Genomic DNA, 20,956 nt, shown 5'->3' on the forward strand with positions numbered 1-20,956 from the left:
GATCACCTGGCCGGGACCGCGTGGGAGAAGAACTCCACCAGCTCCGGGTCATCCCATTCCGTCTTCTCGTAGAACGCGACCAGTCGATGAATCAGTTCGGTCGCGTACTCACGGTCCTCGGGAGCGACCAGGGCCAGCTTCTTCACGTACCAGCCCTTGACGAACTTCTCGAGCCGACGATGGTTGTAGTCCTCGAGCAGTCCGACGGACTTGAGCCACGCGGCGCGGTCCTCTTCGAGCGGGAGGTACTTCTCGTAGAAGCGCGGACTGATCGAGTTCACCGTGGAGCCGGAGATCGCCGCGTAGTACGTGTGGATCGCGAGCGGATAGATCCCGACCTTGGACGCGTGGTACAGCATCTGCTGGAAGAAGTACGAGTCCTGGCCCACGGCGCCCAGCGGCTGATAGATCCCGAGTCCGCGGAGCCAGTCGGTGCGAGCGACGAGGGCCTGGATGCTCATCGGCTGGTAGTTCGCCGAGGAGAGAGCGTTCTCCTGGACCTCACCAGACTCCCTGTCGACCACATGGCGCAGGACGCCGAAGTTGTTGACCGGTGCGCGACGGCTCTTGAACCGCACGATGTTGCCGATCGCGAAATGCAGGTCGCGCTGCTTCACCTTGTCCAGGAGGAAGGCGAAACCGTCGTTCGTCTGCTCGTTGTCAGGATCGAGATAGGTGATGTACGGCGTGCGCGCGAGCTCGAGCCCCTTGTTGCGCGGACGCGAGGCGCTGCCCGAACCGCCCACCGGGAACTGGAACAGGCGGACATTCGAATAGCGCCGCTCGAGGTCGTGCAGGATCCATTGGGTTTCTGGGTCACTGGATCCGTCGTCGACGAGAAGGATCTCCGAGCGCTCGAAGCTGGTGGAGCGTCGAAGGGACTCGAAGCACTTGAACTTCAGATGGGGGCCGTTGTTGTACACCGGCACCACGACCGTGAGCTCGGGCTCCTCGGCGATCTCGACGACCGGTGTGCTCTCCGATCGCAGCTCGCCGACGACGGTAACCGAGGTCGACGCCTCGGCGCGGGCCTGTTCGAGGGTGCGTCCCTCGGCGACCCACACGGCAGTCACGGGTGCGCCGGCCAGAGAATCCACGCCGCCGTACTCGAACAGCTCGGCGCCGGTGTCGATCGGACGCAGGGCGGAACAGTCGGCATCGCTGAAGCGGAAGGCGTTCACGGCGTCCTGAATGATGTGCGGGCCGTATTCGTAACCGGCCTCCGCGTGGAGGTGCAGATCGCCGTCGCGCCCGCCCCTGACCTCGGTGCCCTCACTGACCCGGACGACACGGGAGAGGAGCTCCTCGGAGAGCGTTGAGCTCTCGAGCAGAGCGGACACAGCCGCGTCGTCGCCCGTGATGTACACACGGTGGTCCGGCCGGTGGGAGGGCAGTCCGACAGCTTCGATGATCGTGTCGACGCGATCGAACGCCGTCGCCTCCGTGAAGGCGGCACGGATGCCAGCGGTCTGAGCCTCGCGGATGCTGTGCTCGGTCATCGCAGAATAGGACTGCTCGGCGTCGACCCGACTGTCCGGCATAGTGACCTGTGGATAGAGCGAGTTCACCCCAGCGCTGTAGTTCGAGATCAGCGCCGTTCCCATCGCCTGCAGCTCGATCACGCGATTGGCGAACATGGTCTGGCTTCCGGTGACTGAGTTCAGATTGATCGCAGTCGGCAGGAGGCGCTGCAACGCAAGCAGGTTGTCGTGCTCGATCGGCTTGTGAAGGTACGGCAGATACCGCTCCGGGTAGAGGTACTTGTCCGCGCCGGGGAACTTCTCCGGATCGAGTTCGAGGTTGCGGTCGACGAGGATCAAGTCAGCGTCTGCATCGAGCAGACCGTCGAAGATCTTCTGGGCGGCCTGGCGACGGTCGTGGTACTTGTGCTCGAACCAAGAGCCGGCGAACAGGATCTCGTGGCCCCGGTGGCGCATGCACCCCATCGGATTGTGATGGGTGTGGTTCACAGCGAACGGAAGCACAGCGACAGGCCGGTCCTCGCCGAACTTCTTGTGATAACCGGAGACGGACTCGGCAGCCGTGGTGAAGATGTAGTCCGCTTGGCGCCCCAGGTTCGAGAAACGATCGAAGTTGGGCGGGTCTTCTTTCGAGTAGAAGACCACCGGGATGCCGAGCTCCTTTGCTCGGGGGATGATCGACTCGTCCAGGATCCTGCCCGCGGCCGTCTTCCCGTTGGCGACACCGGCCCACTCCCCGTCCAGTCCGCGCCAGGCGGAGGTGATGAGCAGGATGTCGAGCGACTCCATGTGCTCGCCGTAGTTGCGCGGCGACAGCGGCACGAAATGCGCGGCGTCCTTGAGGCTGTCGTACAGGAACTGATCGGCGATGATGCCGATCCTCACGTCCCGTCGCCTGTCCCAGAGAGGCTGGCTGACCTCCGGGAGGTCCTGTGCCTCCGCCATCAGCGCGGAGACCGTCTCGGCGACGGGCTCACCGAGCGCCCGCTGACGCTCGAGGTACGTCTCGCGGTCCTTCGACGGCATGAGGTAGGGATGCTTCCCCTCGAGCGCGTCCTGGAAGTACTGGGAGCGCACGTGTCCGGACAGCTTCTTGTGGACGGTGCGTGAGGCGTTGAGCGCTTCCTTGCGCGCCGCGATCTTCTCGAGGCGCTTTTCGATGTCTGCCTGTTTCATGTCCTCGGAACCTGCTTATCGTGCGTTCGGACGGCGGATCGAGCGCGTGGCACGCCAATAGGCGCGCTGCAACTGGAGGCCCTTGGTCTGCTCGAGCCGATTGAGTCGCTCCTCGACGTCTGCGAGTCGCTTCTCAGCGGCTGCGAGCTTCTCCTCAGCGGCTTTGCGCCTGGTTTTCTCGGCGGACAACTGCTCGGTGATCGCGGAGATCTTCTCTTCACGCTTCGTGATGCCGCCCAGGAGCCGCTCCTCGCGCTCGTACTGGGACAGCAGCTCCTTGGCGACGGAGTCGTACTCGCTCGCGACGCTGTCGATGAATCGTGCAGTGTTATCGCGGACTGTCGACCCGTGGTCGCTCGTCGCGGTTGTCATGGAGCCCTCTTCGATGGTGTCGGGGTCAGGAGACGTCGGTGCCGAAGTCGGCCGGCTTCTCGCCGCCGGAGAACTTCCACTTGATGGCTGCGATCGTGCGCTCAGCGGCCTTGCCATCGCCGTAGGGGTTCACAGCGTTGGCCATGCCCTTGTAAGCCTCCTCGGAGTCCAGCAGCAGGGAGACCTCGTCGATGATTCGTTGACGCTTGGTGCCGATCAGCTTCACCGTCCCGGCCACGACAGCCTCGGGGCGCTCGGTGTTCTCTCGCATGACGAGTACCGGCTTGCCCAGGGAGGGGGCTTCCTCCTGCACGCCGCCGGAGTCGGTGAGCACGATGTCGGCCAAGGAGAGCGCGCGTGTGAACTCGGCATAGGCCAGCGGCTCGATGAGCAGGACGTTCTCGAGGTCGGCGACGGCGGGCATGATGGACTCGCGCACCTTCGGATTCCGGTGGATCGGGAACACGACGGTGAGATCCGGGTAGCGGCGCGCGAGCTCGGCCACGCCCGCACCGATATCGGCCATTCCTTCGCCGATGTTCTCCCGTCGATGTGCCGTGACCAGGAGGATCCGCCCTCCGGAACCGGCCTTCTTGGCCTGCTGCAGCGCCTCCAGACGCTCGTCGCCGAAGTGCACCTCGAGAGTCCTCGTCGCGAACATGAGCGTGTCGATCACGCTGTTGCCCGTGATGACGATGTCGTTCTCGCTGATGTCCTCGCGGGTCAGATTGTCCTTGGAGGTGGAGGTGGGTGCGAGATGCAGGGCCGTGATCTGGCTCGTGAGTTTGCGGTTCGCTTCCTCCGGGAACGGCGAGTCGATGTGTCCGGAGCGGAGCCCCGCCTCGAGGTGCACCACGGGGATCTGGCGGTTGAACGTCGCGATGGCCGCACCCATCACTGTCGTGGTGTCGCCCTGGACGATCACGACGTCGGGCTTCTCCTCGGCGAGGATCTCGTCCAGACCGGCAATGACCTTTGCGGCGACGCCGTTGAGCGTCTGGCCAGCGGCCATGATGTTCATGTCGTGGTCAGGCTCGATTCCGAACATGGTGTTCACCTGGTCGAGCATCTCTCGGTGCTGACCTGTGACGACGGTGGTCGACTCGAGCTCCGGATCGGCTTCGATCGCGGTGATGATGGGGGCGACTTTGATCGCCTCGGGGCGCGTTCCGTAAACAGTCATGATGCGCAGGGACATGGTGGGCCTCCTATGAGGAAGGGGTGGGGGAGGGTGTGTCTCTGCGTGAACGTGATCGCGAGACGTGGAGGAATGGTGCGGTGGGACGACTTATCCCGGCTCGGCGCGGGAGCGTGCCGAGCCGGGATGTGGAGCGCGCCGTCCGTGGGAAATCAGCGCCACAGCCCCTTGGTGTCGATGACGATCTTCTCCTGGAGCAGTTCGCGGTTCACAGTCTTGAAGGGGTCATGGTCGACCATGAGCAGCACGATGTCCGCGCGCTCGAGCGCGGACTCGAGCTCGGCGAGCTCCACGTTCGCGCGCTCCTCGAGCTCGGAGGGGAGCTCGTCGACGTTGGGCTCGACCACCAGGACGGTGCCGTCGGTGAGCTGATCGGCGAGGGAGCCGGCGATGTTCCGGCTGGGGGACTCGCGCAGGTCGTCGATATTGGCCTTGAAGGCGATGCCGAGGGCGGCGACGGTGGGGTCCTTGAACCGGTCGGCGCGCTCGAGGACCTTCTGGATCACGAGCTCCGGCTTGGAGTCGTTGACCTCGCGCGCGGTGCGGATGAGGTTCGAGTACTCCCGGTCCGCCGAGACGATGAACCAGGGATCCACGGCGATGCAGTGGCCGCCCACGCCGGGGCCGGGCTGGAGGATGTTCACGCGCGGGTGGTGGTTGGCGAGCTCGATGAGCTCCCACACGTCGATGCCCTGGCGGTCGGCGATGATCGAGAGCTCGTTGGCGAAGGCGATGTTCACGTCGCGGAAAGCGTTCTCGGTCAGCTTCGCCATCTCGGCGGTACGCGCGTCGGTGAGCAGCAGCTCGCCCTTGCAGAAGCTCGCATAGAGGTCGCGGTTCAGTGCGGCGGCCTCCGGCGTCATGCCGCCGATGATGCGGTCGTTGTCGACCATCTCGATCATGATGCGGCCCGGCAGCACACGCTCCGGGGCGTGCGAGAAGTACAGCGAGTTGGGGAGGTTGGGCTCCTTGGTGAACTCCGGACGCGCCTCGAGGATCACCTCGGCCATCCGCTCCGTCGCGCCGGGAGGAGCGGTCGACTCCAGGACGATGAGCTCACCGCCGGAGAGCTTGGGCGCGATGCCGCCGGCGGCGGCCTCGATGTAGGAGAGGTCGGCGTCGTGGTCGCCCTTGAACGGGGTGGGAACGGAGACGATGTACGCATCGGCCTCCGGGGTCTCCAGCTGTGCGGAGAGCTTGCCCTGGGCGACGCAGCCGGCCACGACGGATTCGAGGCCCTCCTCGACGAACGGCACGGTGCCTGCATTGATCGCATCGACGTTGCTCTGCTTGACGTCGACGCCGATCACGTTCTTGCCGGCCTGGGCGAGAACGGCAGCGGTCGGCAGGCCGATGTAGCCGAGACCGATCACGCTGACGGTGTCGAGGGGGACGTTCGGGCTCATCTGATCTCCTGGCGATCGGGGTAGGGAGAAACGCCCGGGTGACCCGAGCCGCCCCACACTGTAGCGGCTGGGCCCTCCCTGGGAAACGTGGCGTCCACGCTGGAGCTCTTGCAACAGGCCAGGGTCACGGAATCGTAAAGTATGCACCAGGACGAAGCCTGCGCACACATGGAACCTGTTGATGCAGGGAGCGTGTCGGCGCTGAGTCGAGTCCGCTAGCGGCGCATACTGCGTTGATTTCATCACCCAGACATCATTCGTTCATCGGGGGAGTGGTGTATCTGGCGAAGGTACGCTCGGTGGTGACCCTCACCGTGCGCCCAAGGAGCAGGATGCCAGGACGACTCGCCCCCTTCTCCCGCCTTGGGCAGATGGCCACCGTTGCAGTCTGCATCCTTCTCGTCCTCGTGACCGGCCTCGTCATGAGGCAGATGTGGTTGGGCGATGTGCAAGTGCGCAGTGAGAGCGGCGTCAGCGAGAGCTCGGACGGAGGTGGTGAGGCATCGCCGCAGCCCGAAAGTCCCGCCCGGGAATCGCAGGCGCCGCAGCACGTCGTGGATGCGACAGGGGTAGGTTCGCTGACTCTGCCGGAGTACGTCTACATGGCGAAAGAGAGTTTCTCTGTCGAAGCGGGTCGTTCATATTTGCTGAGTTTCGAGCTCGACACGGTGAAGCCGGAAGGCGAGCCAGGTCGCATAATGTACCTAGGTGTGACTCTCAGCTGTACTGGTGCGGCGTCGGGCAGTGTCGGGGGAACCGAGAATCTGATTCCTGAAGAGCCCGTCACCTATGCAAACCAGATGCTCCTCACGCCGTCGGAGGACGGGGTCGTGACCTGTCAGGTGCTGGCGAGCTCTCCCATTGAGGAGGTGGCGGCGCGGGGCACGACGATCGAGCTGGAGGCGGAGTGGAGCGCTGTTCGACTCGGAGGGTACGCGGTCGAGACTCCGGCGGGGGAGGAGCTTCCCATGACCGTTCCTGCGGGCGAGCGAAGCTCGGCGTTCAGCCAGGTGGTGCCTCTCCACTCTGTCCCCAGCCGCCGTCTCGACGTTCTCTCCACCCTTCACGTGACCACGTGCACCGGCACGGGCGGTTCGCGAGAGAACGGAAAAGTGTGGTGCGCCAGAAAGGATCTCGACGGTGACGGCAGCGAGTTCGATCTCGAGCTCACGGTCGATGTCATCAATGCCGACGGGTCTGTGTGCGAGTCGTTGCGAAGGGTTGTGAGCTCTCAGCACGTCGATGTGGACCAGCATCACGCGCTGTTCCAGCTCTACGACTCCGCCATCGTTCCTGAGTCCGCCTGTGGCAGCGCACTGCGCGTCAGCGTGGTGGTGATCAACTCCGGACCTGCATCCCTCGTCGTCCACGAGTCCAACTCCTCGCTGATCGCGGCGGAGATGTAGCGGAGGGCATCGCAGGCGCCGCAACTCCGTCCCTCACTTCACATACTCGGCGCTCCCGTCGCCGGACGTGCCGCCCGCCGTCGCCGCCATGAACACCAGTACCGTCACGGTCCTCTCGTCACGCTCAGCGAGCGTTCGGCCCGGGGTGAGCGCGATCGAGTTCACGTGCGACGGGCGCGAGGGCGACTACGGTGTCTTCCCGGGCCTCGAGGGGTGCGCTCGTCAGCAGCGCGCCCCGGGTCATCTTCCAACCGTTCGGGATGAAGAGGGCGACCGACTTCGGCACGGCACCTCGACTGGCCAGGACGAGTACAGATCGTCGGTCACGCAACCTGACAACCCGACCCGTCCCAGATCCCGCCCGAGTACCTCCCCATCTCCGTCGCCGCCCATCGCCGCGGTCCAGACACCCCCGATACTTCCACCACCCCGCCGTCCGCGATCGCGTCACCTCAGAACGGCGCAAGGCGCTTGCGAGAGCGCTCCTCGGTGGCGACAAGGACGTCCAGGAGGAAGTTCAGCATGTCCACGCGCTGCTCCTGCTGCTCGGGTACATCCCAGAGATTGTGTAACTCCTGCGGGTCCGCCGCGAGATCGTACAGCTCGCCGGTGCGGGCGCGGTCGGTCGCCGGGCGGCCATGGTGGGCCACGATCTTCCAGCTGCCGCGCCGCACCATGGTAGTGAACACCGGCGGGTCGTAAGCCCAGCAGCCGTCGCGGTACTCCGAGAGCACCCAGCCGCGGTCTTCCCAGTCCTCGCCGCGCCACAGCGGCGCCAGGTCCCGGCCCTGGGCGCGGGAGAGCCCTTGCGAACCTCCCGCGGCGAGGAACGTGCTGGTGAGGTCGATCCACTCCACTAGCTCCTCGCGCACATGGCCAGCGGGCACATGGCCGGGGTGGCGCACGATCAGCGGCACCCTCACCGAGCAGTCGAACATCATCGGCCCCTTGAGGAGCATCCGGTGATCACCCAGCATCTCGCCGTGGTCGCTGGTGAACACCACGATCGTGTCCTCGGCGAGCCCTTCGCGGTCCACGGCCTCGAGAATCCGGCCCACCTCCTCGTCCACCAGGGAGACCATCGCGTAGTACTGGGCGATGATCTCCTGTACCTCCTCGGCGGTGTAGTCGTCGAAGCCCGGCATGTGCCCGGCGTACGACTTCGCCGATTCCTGCCGGTAGATCGGCGGCTTCGTGGCGAGCTCATCCTCGATCGTGACCGGGCGGGGCAGCGACTCCGCGTCGTACATCGCGCGGAAGCGCTCGGGAGCCTCGAAGCCGTGATGGGGATCGAAGAAGTTCGCGATGAAGCAGAACGGTTTGTCCCGATCGCGGGTGTGCGCGAGGAACTCGATGGTCTCCTCGGCGATCCAGCGACTGTAGTGGGCCTCCTGAGGGAGCGCGTCGATGGAGCGCTCGCGGTCCACGACCGCTTCGCGGTACAGCGCCGGGTGGGTGCGCCGCAGCCAGTTGTGGTACTCGTTCGCGGGGGAGCGCACGTACGGGTCATGCGCCCAGCGAAAAATGCGGAAGCCGTCGTCCAGCCTCGGCTCGATCCTCCCGGCGAAAGCGGAGCCGAGGTGGAACTTCCCGGCCAGACCACAGTCGTAGCCCTCATCAGTCAGGACCTTTGTGAACAACTCCTGGCGCGGGTCCATGTCCACGCCGTTGGCCCACAGGCCGTGGTGGCGCGGGTACTGCCCCGTCATGAGGCTGCCGCGGGAGGGAGCGCAGACCGAGGACTGCGTGTAGCAGTTCGAGAATCGGGTTCCCTGGGCGGCCAGGCGGTCCAGATGCGGGGTGTAAATATGGGGGTTGCCGGCGGCACCGAGAGCGTCGTAGCGCTGCTGGTCCGTGCTGATCAGAAGGATGTTCGGGCGGGACATGGGTTCTCACTTCCGGACTGGCGGGGAATGCGCGCAGTGTCGCGCACGGTGACTGCTGGAGGCGGGACCAGCGCTCAGCTCTTCACGGCACCGGCGATCCCTTCGACGAAGTGGCGCTGGAGCAGCAGGAACAGCACGAGGATGGGGATCAGGGAGATCGAGGCCGCCGCGGCCAGCCCCGCCCAGTCCGTGGAGTTGGTCCCCTGGAAGGCGAGCATGCCCACGGCCAGGGTGCGGTTCTCGGGCGTGGAGAAGGTGAACACCAGGGGCAGAAAGAAGTTGTTCCAGGTGCCCAGGAAGGTCAGAACCACCACGGTGGCGGTGACCGGCCCCGACAGCGGCAGCATCACCCGGAAGAACGTGCGCAGGAAGCCGGCGCCGTCGATCACCGCGGCCTCCTCCAGCTCCTTCGGGATCCGGGAGAAGAAGCCCATGTACAGCAGCACCGCGGCGACGTTGCCGCCGCCGGCCATGGCGAGCACCAGGCCGGTGCGGGTGTTCAGCAGCCCCATCAGGTCGCTGAGCTCCACGACCGGCACGATGAACAGGCCGGTGGGGATGAACATGGTCGCCACCAGGACCGCCACGATGACCCGGCGTCCCCGGAAGTGGAAGCGGGCCAGCACGTAGCCCGCCGTGGCGCAGCGCACCACGACCAGCACAATGCTCGCCGTTGTGATCACCACGGAGTTGAGCATGTACTGGGAGAAACCGGCCTCGGACCAGGCGACCGCATAGTTTTCCGGGTGCCAGGTCTCGGGGACCAGGTTCAGGCCGCTGGCGAAGATCTCCAGGGAGTCCTTGAACGAGGCGGAGAGCACCCAGAGGAGCGGATACAGCCAGATCAGGCCGATTGCGGCCAGCACGATGGTCTGGATCCAGCGCAGGATGCGGCGGGGGATGCGCCGGCTCTTTACCGCAGCGGGACGCTCGCCGGCGGCGCGAGCGGGGGCGGCGGCGGTCATTGGTGGCCCTCCTGTCGCCGCCGGGCCAGGGACATCAGGCCGGTCAGCAGGGCGATGAGCAGGACGGTGATCACCCCGAAGGCGACGCCGATCGCCGAGGCGTACCCGAGGTCCGGGCGGCCCTCGCCGAAGGCGGTGTCGTAGATGTAGACCTCGGTGACCATCGTCGAGAAGTAGGGTCCGCCTCCGGTCATCGTGACCACCAGATCGAAGATCTGCATCGTCTCCACCACCGTCAGCACGGTGATGATGATGGTGAAGGGCGTGAGCAGCGGCAGGGTGACGTGCCGCAGCCGCTGCCAGGAGCTCGCTCCGTCGATCTCCGCGGCCTCCAGCAGCTCGCGGGGCACGGTCTGCAGAGCGGCCAGCCAGTAGATCAGGGTCACGCCCAGCCACTTCCACACGTGCACCGCCATGACGCTGCCGAGCGCGGTGTCGGAGCTGCCCAGGAAGTCGATGGGGGCGAGCCCCACGAGCTCCCGCAGAGCATTGACCGGCCCGCTGGAGGGATCGAGCACGAACCCCATGAGGATCCCCACGATCGCGGTGGTCGCCACCACGGGGACGAAGAACGCCGTGCGCAACAGGCCGGCGAAGGGCAGACGCGGGTCGTTGAGCATGATGGCGAGCAGGAGTGAGGCGCCCACACGGATCGGCACCGTGACCACGATGATGAGCAGGGTGATGCCGAGCGAGGCCCAGAACAGGTCATCGGTCAGCAGCCGAGCGAAGTTTGCCAGGCCGGTGAAGCTGCGGTCCTGCCCCAGGCCGCGCCACTCGAGCATCGAGTAGTACAGGCTCGACAGGCTCGGCCAGACCGTGTACAGCGTGAATAGGATCAACGTGGGCGCCAGGAACAGGGCGATCCATAGCGTGGAGCGGCGGCCTCCCGGACGACGGCCCCCGGGACGGCTCCTGGGCACCGGAGGCGGGGCGGACCGCTCCGGTGCCGGCGTGCTCGCGAGAGCCTCCGTCATCTCGGTTCCTCCTCAGTACTTCGTCGCGTCGTAGTCGTCGCCCAGGCGGTAGTCCTCGAAAACCCAGTCCGCGAGGGAGACCTCGGTGCCCTCGGCAGCGACGGCGTCGATCGCGTTCTGCCGCTCCTCGGTGAGGGCGTCCGAGTAGGTCTTCAGCGCAGAACGGGCATCGTCGAGGTCGCCCCCCAGATAGCCCTGGGCGATCTCTCCCAGGTTCGGCCGCACCTCGTCCATCCGGGCGATGACGGTGCCCACGGCCGCGTTGCGGGCCACCGGGCTGGGAGCGAGGAAGCAGTTCTCGCGGAAGATGTCGATCGCCGTCGCGTAGGAATCCGCGACGTCAGCGGAGCTCACGGCATCGAGATCGGCAGGAGGCTGGTCCATGTTCGCTGCGAGCGCCGCGCTGAAGTCCGGGCGTGTGAGCAGGGAGAACAGTTCGCCGACGGCATCGGCCTGGTCGGAGGCGGCGTTCCACCAGAACTGACCCTCGGCCGGTCCCCGGGCGGTCACGCCCTCACCATCGGGTGAGGGCAGGTTCGCCACCGCGAGATTCGGCAGGAAGTCCTCGAACTGGCCGGCGACGACCCCGGCGTTCCACGGGCCGTCCAGGAAGATCGCGGCGTCCCCTGATGCCCAGCGCACACGCGCCTCCCGCGCGTCCAGAGAGGTGGAGGCAGGAAGCATGTAGCCGTCGGAGATCAGGGACTTCAAGAACTCCAGGGAGTCGACGAAGGCATCGGCATGGAAGACGTAGTCGCCGGTGGCGGGATCGGTGGCGCCGGAGATGCCGGCGCTGTACACCAGCGCCTGACCGGCGGCCTGGGCCAGGTCCGTCAGATGCTCGCCCATGCGGTCGGAGAAGGCGAGGTTCGTGACCCACGGGAGCGCCGTCCCGGACGAGGCCAGATCGGCGCAGAGGGAGCGGAACTCGTCCCAGCTCAGCGCCCTGACATCCGGGTCATGGCCTGCGGCCTCGACCATCTCGCGGTTCATCCAGGTCAGCGTCGAATGCTGCTGGTGGCTGAATATCGGGACGGAATGCACCTTCCCGTCGAAGAGGTGGATCCCTTCGAACAGCACGTCGGCGACGGCCTGCTGCGCCTCGTCGTCCAGCTCGACGGGGCCGACGGTCCCGTCAGCCACCAAAGAGGTGGACGGAACCCCGAAGAGATTGGTGAACACGTCCGGCAGCTGGCTGCTGGTCTGGGCGAGCTGGAGCGCCTGGCCCATGTCGTTGGGGTTGTAGACGGTCCGCTCGACCGCCGCTCCGCCCTCCGCGGCGAAGGCGTCGAACAGACCCGTCAGAGCGTTCTCCAGCGGATCGAAGTGATCCCACCAGGTCACCCCCGCGGTCCCGGAGTCACCCCCGCCGGTCTCGGGCGCCGAGGAGCGGGAGCAGGCGGCGGCGGTCGCTGCTGTGGTGGGGGCGAGGACGGCGAGGGCGAGCAATCGGCGGCGGTCGATGGTGGCCATGAGGAGCTCCTGAGGTCGCGGTACGACGTTGTACTGCGCGTGACGCTAGACCTCTCATGCGAGGGTGTCAACGCCTGACGGAACAACAAATCTGCACGTCAAGGTCCCGTTTGAGTCACTTCTTCCACTGGAAGGTCCCGATAGATCGCGACAGAAGAAGTGATACGTTAGGTGCCGCCCGACGAGGACGGAAGGGGATGTCATGGGGAGATCACCTGCGGCTCCGCTGAGACTGCGCGCGGGGGACCGGGAGGTGCTTGAAGCGGTCGCCGAGGGTGCCGACCCGGCGGCTGCACGACGGGCGCAGATCCTCCTCGCCGCAGCCGAAGGCCTCTCTAACACCGAGATCGCCGAGCGCCTCGGAGCCTCGCGACAGAGCGTTCTGCGATGGCGTGGGCGCTACGGCGCGGAGGGCGTCGACGGGCTCCGCGGCCATGCGCGTCCGGGCCGGCCCCCTGTGCAGAGCCCGGCGGAGATCGTGGCCCGCGCCCTGCGAGCGCCGACCCCGGCGGAGGCGCCGAGCGGGCGGTGGAGCACGCGCACGCTCGCGGCGGCACTGGAGATCAGCTCTGCGACGGTGGCGCGAGCTTGGACTCGATATGCCGTGGCTCCTGCAGAGGCCGGTGCGCTCGAGCTCGGCACCCGGCCGGCGACGATCCTCCGCCCGGGGCGCGTGGTGGGACTGCTCCTTGCCCCGCCCATCGGGCTCGCGGCCTTCGTCGAGGCGGAGCGCGGGACGGGCGGGCAGGCGTCGGCGCAGACGGTCACCCGTCAGGGACGCGGACGCTCCGGGATGGAGGCCGCGCGCGAGGTCGCCGTTGAACTCGCGTCAGTTGTCGGCCCTTCCGGACGCACCCGGGGCCCCCGTCCGAGCACCGAGGACCTCGAAGGCTTCCTCGAGCGGGCTCGTGAGCGCGGGGCGCTCGTGATCGCCACTGGAGCCGGCCATCCCCAGCTCGAGGGCGTGGCCACGGTGGACACCTTCTCCGCCTGGACGCGGATGGTCGAGGCGCTCGCGGTGGCCGCAGCGGTCGCCGGCGATGCCGAGGGGCTGCGCGGCGTTCGTGATGCCCTGCGGGCCCCGGCGCCCTCCCGGGAGCCTGTCACCTGGTACGACGGGACCATGCCCCTTGCAGGGGCCTCCCGCGTGACCATGCGGGACGTCGCTGTGACGTCCGGAGTGTCGGTGAAGACCGTCTCCAATGCGCTCACCGGCGCCAAGCCCGTCGCCCCGGAGACGCGGCACCGTATCGACCAGGCCGTCCAGGACCTGGGCTACCAGGTGAACACCGCCGCCCGCCAGCTGCGCACAGGGCGCCACGGCGCGGTGGTGCTCGCGGTCCCGGAGCTTCGCCTGAGCTACTACGCGGAACTGGCCGAGCAGATTATCGACGAGGCCGAGCGGCATCAGCTCAGCGTGCTCGTGCAGACCACACGGGGCGACCTGGAGCGGGAGATGCGCGTCATCGACAGCGCACGGCGCCGGGCGGACGGGTTGATCATCGCGGCCCAAGCGCTGAGCCACGACACCCTGAGCCGCCTGACGACCACCGGCCCCCTCGTGGTCCTCGGCGAGGCGGTCCACGACATAGGCGCCGATCAGATCACGATCGACAACACCGCGGCCTCGACCACCGCTATGGACCACCTACTCGACATCGGCCGTCGCCGCGTGGTTCTGCTGGGCATCGCACCGCGCGCGGTGGCCGAGGCGCGGATCCGCGGCTGCCGCGCCTCGGCCGACGGTCACGGGGTGGACCTCGACCCGGCGCTGATGCTCCCGACCGCGATATGGCGCCGGGACGAAGGAGTGCGGGCCGTGCTCGAGCTGCTGGATCGCGGCGCAGCATTCGATGCCGTCATCGGCTTCAACGACGAACTCGCACTCGGTGCGCAGCACGCCCTGCTGGCACGCGGCGTCAGGATCCCCGAGGACGTCGCCGTCCTCGGGTTCGACAACTCCGCCGACGCCGCGTACTCCACCCCGGGCCTCACCTCGATCGCTCCGGCCTTCGACGTCATCGCCCGCACAGCGGTCTCCCTGGTCACCGACCATCCGGAACGAGGCAGTGCCGGCAGGTCGCCGACGGAGACCATCGCTCCCCACCGGCTGGTGGTACGCGGCTCCACCACCTGAGGACCTCCGCAGGACTCGAGGTCACCGATGGCGTCGGAGCAGGTCGAGCTCGGGGCTGAGGCCGCCAGGTGGCTCGCTACCTGGCGCTGGTTCCACCGCCCCCGTCGGACGCCCCGCCCTCCGTCGCCGCGAGCTCGAGCACCGTCACGGTCCCCGGATCGCTCGTGAGGGTCAGCGGCTCCTCGAGCGCGAGCCGAGCGCCGGCGAGCTCACCTGCGACGGGAGCGAGGCCGGCCGCGGAGCTCTCCTGGGCCTCGAGCGATGCGCCCGTCAGCTGGGCGCCTCGGCTCAGCTCCCAGCCGTCGGCCGCGACGGCGCCCAGTGCCTCCGGCGCGGTGACCTCGACCGGCCGGGCTGCCGCCTCGCCATCCGCCGGATCGCGCAGATCCACGAGCACCAGGGTCAATGCGCCGTCCTCGGCCAGCACGGCGTGGACGGAGGTGGTGCCGTCGCCGCTGACCTCCGTGGAGAGGATGCGGCCGGCGGGAACCTCGTCCAGCAGCATCAGCGCCAGGAAGCTGGAGCGGCCCCGGATGATCTGTCCCGGCTCCGCGTGCGGTCCGGTGGCGCAGATCGGGCTCATCGGGGCGCCGCCGCGGCAGGCGTGCAGCGTGGAGTGGAAGGCGGTGCGCGTGACGCCCAGCTCCGCGAGGGTCATCGTGTAGTCCACGGTCCACAGGGCCTGGGCGTGGGTGCGGGAGGTGTCGTTCGTGCCGGGGCAGGAGGTGGGGCCGGTCTCCTCCATCCACAGCGGCAGCTCGTGCCGGTCGGCGACCCCGGCGCCGCGGCCCACGATCGCCGCGGCCCGCTCCCGCTGGACGGGGGAGGTGAGGTCCTCGATGGAGGGATTCGCGTCCGAGGTGTCCGGTCCCTGGCACTCCCACAGCGGATACCAGTGCAGGCTCAGCGCCTCCTGATGCGGGATGTCGGAGGTGGCGAAGGCCCGCCACCACTGCGCGTCGTACGCGCCGGGGCCGGCGACCGGGATCCCCGGCGCGGCCTGCTCGAGCGCCGCGGAGTACTCCCGCAGCGAGCGCTGGTACTCCTGCGGGGTCCAGCTCTCGTCCCGCACCGCGAGCTGGGGCTGGTTGTCGTGGAAGAAGCCGTTGGGCTCATTGCCGATCGCGACCGCGAGCAACTGGTCCCCGAAGGCCTCCTGCGCGTGGGCGGCCATGTCCGCGGCGCGCTCGGGGTCGTCGTGCCCGAGGTCCAGATCGATCGTGACCTGCGCATCGACCTGCTCGGCGACGGAGGCCACCCGCTGCAGGTCCTCCGGCGTGAGCGTCACCTCCGCCCAGTCCGGCGCGGGCTCCTCGGCCGAGGTCCACCACACCGAACGGTCGATGCCGTTGCCGCCGAAGCGCAGCGCCGGCTCCTCGAGCGCGTCGAGGGTCAGGGCGAGGTTCGAGTCCGACGAGCTCCACATCGGATTGTCGAGATCGCGGGCATCGAAGCTCAGCCCCACCACGTGCTCCCGGTGCGCGGCGCCCTCGGGCAGCGCGAGGTCCACCGTGATCGCCGGGCCCTCCGCCTCGGTGACCGGGGTCATCGTGAAGTCACCGGGGGAGTCGTCGTAACCGGGCAGGAACAGTCGCTCCGCATCCGGGATCGGGGGAGCGGCGCGGTCCGGATCCTGCCCGTCCGGCCGCAGGGCGAGGATCCCGACGGTCACCAGGAGCGCCAGCACGAGGGCCCCGGCTCCCGCCATCAGCCAGCGACGCTGCGTCATCGGACCCTCCCTTCCCGTGCAGACCCCGTGAGGATCCCACAGGTGGGGCGGGGTGCGGAGCCGGGTTCGGAAGGCCCAGGACCCGCGTCGCTACACTCCGGACATGGCGAACATCAGGAAGCTCGAGCAGCACATCGCCGTGTTCGGGCAGAGCGGCAGCGGGAAGACCGTGCTGCTGTCCTCGTTCTACGGCGGGCTCCAGGGAGCCTTCGACGGCAGTGAGCTCTACGACGTGGTCGCCGATGACACCGGCCAGGGCGACCGGCTGCTGAAGAACTACTACCGCATGGCGAAGGCCCACGAGGTTCCCTCGGCCACGCGGTTCGCGGCGGAGACCTTCCGGTTCTCCCTCAACCCGAAGGGCTACCTGGACCCCGCGACGCAGAAGAAGGCGCCCTTCGACGCCATCCGAATCGTCTGGCACGACTACCCCGGGGAGTGGTTCGAGGCGTCGGTCAGCGGCGCCGAGGAGGAGCGCCGACGCGTCCAGGCGTTCCAGGACCTCCTGGTCTCCGACGTCGCGCTGATCATGGTCGACGGGGAGAAGGTGGCCGCCAACGCCGGGCAGGAGGAGCGCTACCTCAAGGAGCTCTTCCACTCCCTGCGCCACGGCCTGCTTCGGCTGCGCGGCGACCTCCTCGAGGGCGGCAAGCCGCTGGTCCAGTTCCCGCGGATCTGGATCGTGGCGCTCTCCAAGGCCGACGTCCTGCTCGAGATGACCGTGGAGGACCTGAAGTCGATGGTCCTCGAGAAGTCCGCCGAGGAGCTGGGGCAGCTGCGGGAGACGATTCAGGGCATGGTCCAGGGCGGGGCCGCGCTCTCGGTGGGCGAGGACTTCATGCTGCTCTCCTCCGCCACCTTCGAACCGCAGACGATCGACCTGCAGCGGCGCATCGGGGTGGACCTCATGCTGCCGATCGCTGCCGTGATGCCCTTCGAGCGGCACGTGGCCTGGGCGAAGAAGAAGGAGATCCCCACGAAGGTCGCCCAGAAGATCCTGGAGAACTCCGCGGCCATCGGCGCCGGGGCCATGGCGCTCGCACTGCTGGGGAAGAAGGTGAAGCTGCCGGGGGTGCTCGCCCTGGTGCCGGTGGCGATCGCCGGGCTGCAGGCCGTCGTCCCCCGGAAGACGATCGACGCCGCCGCCACCACCGTCGGCGAGGAGCTGGCCAAGTTGCACGCCAAGGCCGTCGCGAACAAGGAGTACCTCGCGGCGATCCTCACCGGATTCAGGATGCAGCTCGAGAAGGGCGAGCGGGACCACGTCCTGCTGAGGAGCAGGAAGTGAGCTTCCTCTGGGCCACGCGAGGCCGCACCTGGGGATTCCGCTTCCTCCGCCGCGGCGAGGGCGGCGACCCGCTGCTCACCTACGACGCGGCCTTCCGCGGCCACGAGGACGAGCGCGAAGGCTGCTGGTCCTCCGCCGGCCGCGTGGCCCTGCGGTTCCCGGATCCCGAAGGCCGGCGCGACGAGGCCGGGCGCGTGATCCCCCACGAGTTCGTGCTGCTGGGCCCGCTGGCCGCGGGGGTGGACTCGCTGCAGGCGGGGAAGGACCGGATCTGGCCCGTCGTCGCCGAGGAGTACGCGGCGGTCTGGGACGCGGAGGATCCGCAGGGGTAGACGGCCCCTCAGGCGGTCCGGGCGTCGCGGTGCGCGACCTCGATGAGCCGCAGCACCTCGACGCTGTCCTGCGGATCCACGGGCACGGTGCCGCCGGTGCGCAGGGCCACGGCGAGTTCGCGGTAGAAGCGGCCGTAGTCGCCGGTGCCGGGCGGCGTGGCCGTGACACCCTCGCCGCGGCTCAGCTCCCCGGCCTGCTCCACGCTCTCCCGGCCGAAGCCGGGAGCGTCCGGGCGGGTGCCCGCGCGCAGCGCCGCCTCCTGCGGGTCCTTGCCCGCGGTGCGCCAGGCGCCCTCGGTGCCCAGGGCCAGGAAGCGCGGCCCCTCGAGGGCGGACAGGCTCGACATCGTCAGGCGCGACTCGACGCCCGAGGCGTGGGTGAGCAGGAGGTGGGCGGTGTTCTCCGGGGCCTGCGGGTCGTCGGCCGGAGCGTCATCTGCCAGGGAGATCCGACGCAGCGAGGCGGTGCAGGAGGTGACCGGACCCAGCAGCTGGATCGCCTGGTCGATGAGGTGCGGTCCCAGGTCGTAGAGGATGCCACCGCCGGCGTCGACCGGGGTGGCGGCCTTCCAGGCGCGCTCGCCGGCGGGCTTCCACCACTCGAAGCGGGATTCCAGGGTGTGCACCCGCCCCAGCTCTCCGCCGTCGATCAGCTGCTTCAGGGTCAGGAAGTCCGCGTCGTAGCGGCGGTTCTGGAACACCGTGAGGCGCCGGCCCCGGGATGCGGCCTCCGCGATCAGCGCGGCGCCCTCGGCGCTGCTGGGGGCGAAGGGCTTGTCCACCACCACGTCCAGCCCCGCGCGCAGCGCGCTCTGGGCGAGCTCGACGTGGGAGGCGGGCGGGGTGGCCACGACGACGAGGTCGAGGTCCTCGGCGTGCTCGGCGATCTTCTGCGGGTCCTCGAGGATCTGCACCCCGGGATGCTCCGCGCGGGCCTGCGCGGCGCGCTCCGGATTCGCGGTCGCGATCAGCGTGACCTCGTAGTCCGGGTCGACGCCGAGGAACGCCCCGTGGAAGTAGCGGCCCGCGACGCCGTAGCCGAGGATCGCGGTGCGCAGCGGGGACGGGCGAGTGGACTGGTTCATGGGGCGCTCCTTCGATGAGTGGTGGATCGGTGCGGTTCAGGCGCTGCCGCGCCGCACCAGTGCGTGGGGGATCACGAGGTCCTGCGGGGGGACGGAGTTGCCGGGGCTGTAGATCCGGTCGGCGAGGCACTGCAGCGCGCGGTCGGCGATCTGCTGCTTGTCGGGGGCGATCGTCGTGAGGCCGGGACCGGAGAAGGCGCCGTCCTCGATATCGTCGATCCCCATCACCAGGAGGTCCTCCGGGATGCGCAGTCCGCGCTCGCGGGCGGTGCTCATCGCCCCGAGGGCGAGCTCGTCGCTGAAGGCGAAGACGGCGTCCGGGGCGGGGGAGCGGTCCAGGAGCTCGGACATGGCCTGGGCGCCGTCCCGGCGGTGGAGCTCGGTCACGGGGATCTGGGCGGACTCCTGCGGGGTCAGTCCGGCGCGGTGCAGGGCCCGGCGGTATCCCTCGGTCCGCAGCTGGGCGGTCCTGTTCTCGAGGTGGGGCTGGAGGCCGATCACAGCGACCCGGCGGGCTCCGCGAGCCAGGAGGTGGGTGACGGCATCGTCCGCTGCGGCGACGTTGTCGATGGCCACCCGGTCCATGCGGTCGTCGGGGCTGCGCTCCCCGAGCAGCACGAGGGGGACGGGCCGGGCGCTGGAGGAGCTCGCGGCCAGCTCGGAGGGCGCCAGGGCCCAGGGGCTGATGATGAGTCCGTCCACCACCCGCTCGCCGCCGCGGAGGAGGCGGCGCTCGGCCTCGGGGTCCCCGTGGGTCTGCTCGATGACCACGGTCCAGCCGCGGCGCCGGGCGCCCTCGACCAGCAGCGCCGCGATCTCGGCGAAGTAGGGGGAGGTGAGCTCGGGGATCGCCAGGCCGATCATCCCGGTGTGGCCGGCGCGCAGGCTGCGGGCGGCGAGGTTCGGGCGGTACCCCAGCTCGGCGATGGCGGCCTCGACGCGCTGCCGGGTCGCCTGCGCGACGGCGGCGGATCCGCTCACGACGTTGGAGACCGTGCGCGGGGAGACCCCGGCGCGATCCGCCACGTCCTTCATCCGTACGCCCATCGGGCCATCTTCGCACGGTCTGCCTGGGGTGATCCGTCTCCTCCCACTCGGGTTGCCACGTGGCATTCCGCGATGCAATAGTGGGCCGCGCCACAGGCCGGCGCACGGCCGGCCTGCCGCCCGCACATCTCGCGAAGGAGCACATGATGACTGCGCATGCCTACCCCGGCATCACCCCGAACGCCCTGGACGTCGACGTCACGGACGACGTCGATCGTCTCTACACCGACGGGATCACCGCCCGGAAGGGCGCCTTCACCACCGCATGGGCCGATGAGATGCGGGAGGACATCGAGACCGCCTTCGAGGAGGCCCGGTCCCGTCAGGACGGCGCCGTGGGCCGCGGCCCGAACCGCTACTACGTCGAGATCCACCCCGAGCAGATGCGCGGCTTCGTCGACCTGGTCGACCACCCCTGGGTCCGATCGGTGGCGACCGCCGTCCTGGGCCCCGAGTACAAGATCGTCGAGCTCGGCTTCGACATCCCCTTCGCCGGCGCTGTCAACCAGCCCTGGCACCGGGACTTCCCGAGCCCCGAGGAGACCCGCACCGAGAAGCGCCTGACCTCCCTCGCCTTCAACCTCACCGGCGTCGACACCGGCGAGGACATGGGCCCCTTCGAGGTCGCCCTCGGCACCCAGTTCGAGACCGGCGAGGACTTCAAGCACGAGATGTTCCCGGCACGGGAGACCTTCGGCCGCTACGAGGAGCGGGCGGTGCGCAAGTATCCCCAGCGCGGCGACATCTCCGCCCGCTCGGCCCTGACGATCCATCGGGGGACGATCAACCACTCGCAGGCCTCCCGGCCGGTCCTCGTCCTGGGGATGGACGGCCCGGAGGCGGACAACGCGGAGCAGCACGACCTCGCCGTCACCCGCGGCTACTGGGAGGCGCTGCCCGAGCGGGTCCGCGCGCACCTGGACTGCCCCGTGGTCGACGAGCTGACGCCGATCACCCAGAAGCACACCATCGAGGGCCTGGTCATGGGTGATGCGTGA

16 protein-coding genes and 1 pseudogene are annotated in these 20,956 nt (G+C 68.6%); 6 read left to right on the top strand and 11 right to left on the bottom strand.

Annotated features, from left to right (window positions below; all coding sequences use genetic code 11):
• Positions 1-2 precede the first annotated feature (2 nt).
• From CXH06_RS05745 to wecC, 4 genes are all read right to left on the bottom strand, one after another.
• Positions 3-2,657, bottom strand: coding sequence for a glycosyltransferase (locus CXH06_RS05745; protein ID WP_114854200.1), 2,655 nt, complete (start codon positions 2,655-2,657; stop codon positions 3-5).
• Positions 2,658-2,672: 15 nt separating this feature from the next.
• A complete protein-coding gene (locus CXH06_RS05750) occupies positions 2,673-3,029 on the bottom strand; it encodes a hypothetical protein (protein ID WP_114854201.1) in 357 nt (118 codons plus the stop codon).
• Between the two features lie 25 nt (positions 3,030-3,054).
• Positions 3,055-4,227, bottom strand: coding sequence for a non-hydrolyzing UDP-N-acetylglucosamine 2-epimerase (gene wecB, locus CXH06_RS05755; protein WP_114854202.1), 1,173 nt, complete (start codon positions 4,225-4,227; stop codon positions 3,055-3,057).
• Positions 4,228-4,379: 152 nt separating this feature from the next.
• The gene (gene wecC / locus CXH06_RS05760; RefSeq protein WP_114854203.1) at positions 4,380-5,633 is read right to left on the bottom strand and encodes a UDP-N-acetyl-D-mannosamine dehydrogenase; all 1,254 of its coding nucleotides are present in this window, start codon (positions 5,631-5,633) and stop codon (positions 4,380-4,382) included.
• Between the two features lie 371 nt (positions 5,634-6,004).
• Here wecC and CXH06_RS05765 point away from each other — a divergent pair, with 371 nt between their 5' ends.
• Positions 6,005-7,039 carry a hypothetical protein gene (locus CXH06_RS05765; RefSeq protein ID WP_232820214.1) on the top strand — a complete coding sequence of 345 codons (1,035 nt, stop codon included), beginning with the start codon at positions 6,005-6,007 and terminating at the stop codon, positions 7,037-7,039.
• A gap of 452 nt (positions 7,040-7,491) precedes the next feature.
• Here the strand turns inward: CXH06_RS05765 and CXH06_RS05770 are convergent, their stop codons facing one another.
• From CXH06_RS05770 to CXH06_RS05785, 4 genes are all read right to left on the bottom strand, one after another.
• Positions 7,492-8,925: a sulfatase-like hydrolase/transferase gene (locus CXH06_RS05770; protein ID WP_114854205.1), complete on the bottom strand. Its 1,434-nt coding sequence runs from the start codon at positions 8,923-8,925 to the stop codon at positions 7,492-7,494.
• A gap of 74 nt (positions 8,926-8,999) precedes the next feature.
• Positions 9,000-9,890, bottom strand: a complete 891-nt coding sequence (locus tag CXH06_RS05775; RefSeq protein ID WP_114854206.1) for a carbohydrate ABC transporter permease — start codon at positions 9,888-9,890, stop codon at positions 9,000-9,002.
• The gene (locus CXH06_RS05780) at positions 9,887-10,732 is read right to left on the bottom strand and encodes a carbohydrate ABC transporter permease (protein WP_232820215.1); all 846 of its coding nucleotides are present in this window, start codon (positions 10,730-10,732) and stop codon (positions 9,887-9,889) included. Before CXH06_RS05780 ends, CXH06_RS05775 begins: the two co-directional genes overlap by 4 nt.
• A 147-nt stretch (positions 10,733-10,879) precedes the next feature.
• Complete coding sequence (locus CXH06_RS05785; RefSeq protein WP_114854208.1) at positions 10,880-12,340, bottom strand: ABC transporter substrate-binding protein; 1,461 nt, start codon at positions 12,338-12,340, stop codon at positions 10,880-10,882.
• Positions 12,341-12,542: 202 nt separating this feature from the next.
• Here CXH06_RS05785 and CXH06_RS18790 point away from each other — a divergent pair.
• Together CXH06_RS18790 and CXH06_RS05790 are read left to right on the top strand one after the other, a co-directional pair.
• Positions 12,543-12,920, top strand: a pseudogene (locus CXH06_RS18790) (helix-turn-helix domain-containing protein); the annotation flags it as partial.
• Positions 12,921-12,944: 24 nt separating this feature from the next.
• On the top strand, positions 12,945-14,477 hold the full coding sequence (locus tag CXH06_RS05790) for a LacI family DNA-binding transcriptional regulator (RefSeq protein ID WP_232820216.1): 1,533 nt from the start codon (positions 12,945-12,947) through the stop codon (positions 14,475-14,477).
• Between the two features lie 76 nt (positions 14,478-14,553).
• Here the strand turns inward: CXH06_RS05790 and CXH06_RS05795 are convergent, their stop codons facing one another.
• Entirely contained in the window at positions 14,554-16,206 is a 1,653-nt protein-coding gene (locus CXH06_RS05795) for a hypothetical protein (protein WP_114854210.1), read from the bottom strand.
• A 103-nt stretch (positions 16,207-16,309) separates the two neighbouring features.
• On the opposite strand from CXH06_RS05795, the gene CXH06_RS05800 reads away from it, so the two are divergent.
• Together CXH06_RS05800 and CXH06_RS05805 are read left to right on the top strand one after the other, a co-directional pair.
• Positions 16,310-17,494 carry an ATP/GTP-binding protein gene (locus CXH06_RS05800; protein ID WP_232820217.1) on the top strand — a complete coding sequence of 395 codons (1,185 nt, stop codon included), beginning with the start codon at positions 16,310-16,312 and terminating at the stop codon, positions 17,492-17,494.
• Positions 17,491-17,826 carry a hypothetical protein gene (locus CXH06_RS05805; protein ID WP_114854212.1) on the top strand — a complete coding sequence of 112 codons (336 nt, stop codon included), beginning with the start codon at positions 17,491-17,493 and terminating at the stop codon, positions 17,824-17,826. Before CXH06_RS05800 ends, CXH06_RS05805 begins: the two co-directional genes overlap by 4 nt.
• Positions 17,827-17,834: 8 nt before the next feature.
• Here the strand turns inward: CXH06_RS05805 and CXH06_RS05810 are convergent, their stop codons facing one another.
• A complete protein-coding gene (locus CXH06_RS05810) occupies positions 17,835-18,911 on the bottom strand; it encodes a Gfo/Idh/MocA family oxidoreductase (RefSeq protein WP_114854213.1) in 1,077 nt (358 codons plus the stop codon).
• A 36-nt stretch (positions 18,912-18,947) separates the two neighbouring features.
• Positions 18,948-19,958 carry a LacI family DNA-binding transcriptional regulator gene (locus tag CXH06_RS05815; protein ID WP_114854214.1) on the bottom strand — a complete coding sequence of 337 codons (1,011 nt, stop codon included), beginning with the start codon at positions 19,956-19,958 and terminating at the stop codon, positions 18,948-18,950.
• 143 nt (positions 19,959-20,101) lie between these two features.
• Here CXH06_RS05815 and CXH06_RS05820 point away from each other — a divergent pair, with 143 nt between their 5' ends.
• Entirely contained in the window at positions 20,102-20,956 is an 855-nt protein-coding gene (locus tag CXH06_RS05820) for a phytanoyl-CoA dioxygenase family protein (protein WP_198684019.1), read from the top strand.

Origin of the sequence: Brachybacterium sp. YJGR34, assembly GCF_003347015.1 — a bacterium.
GTDB lineage: Bacteria > Actinomycetota > Actinomycetes > Actinomycetales > Dermabacteraceae > Brachybacterium.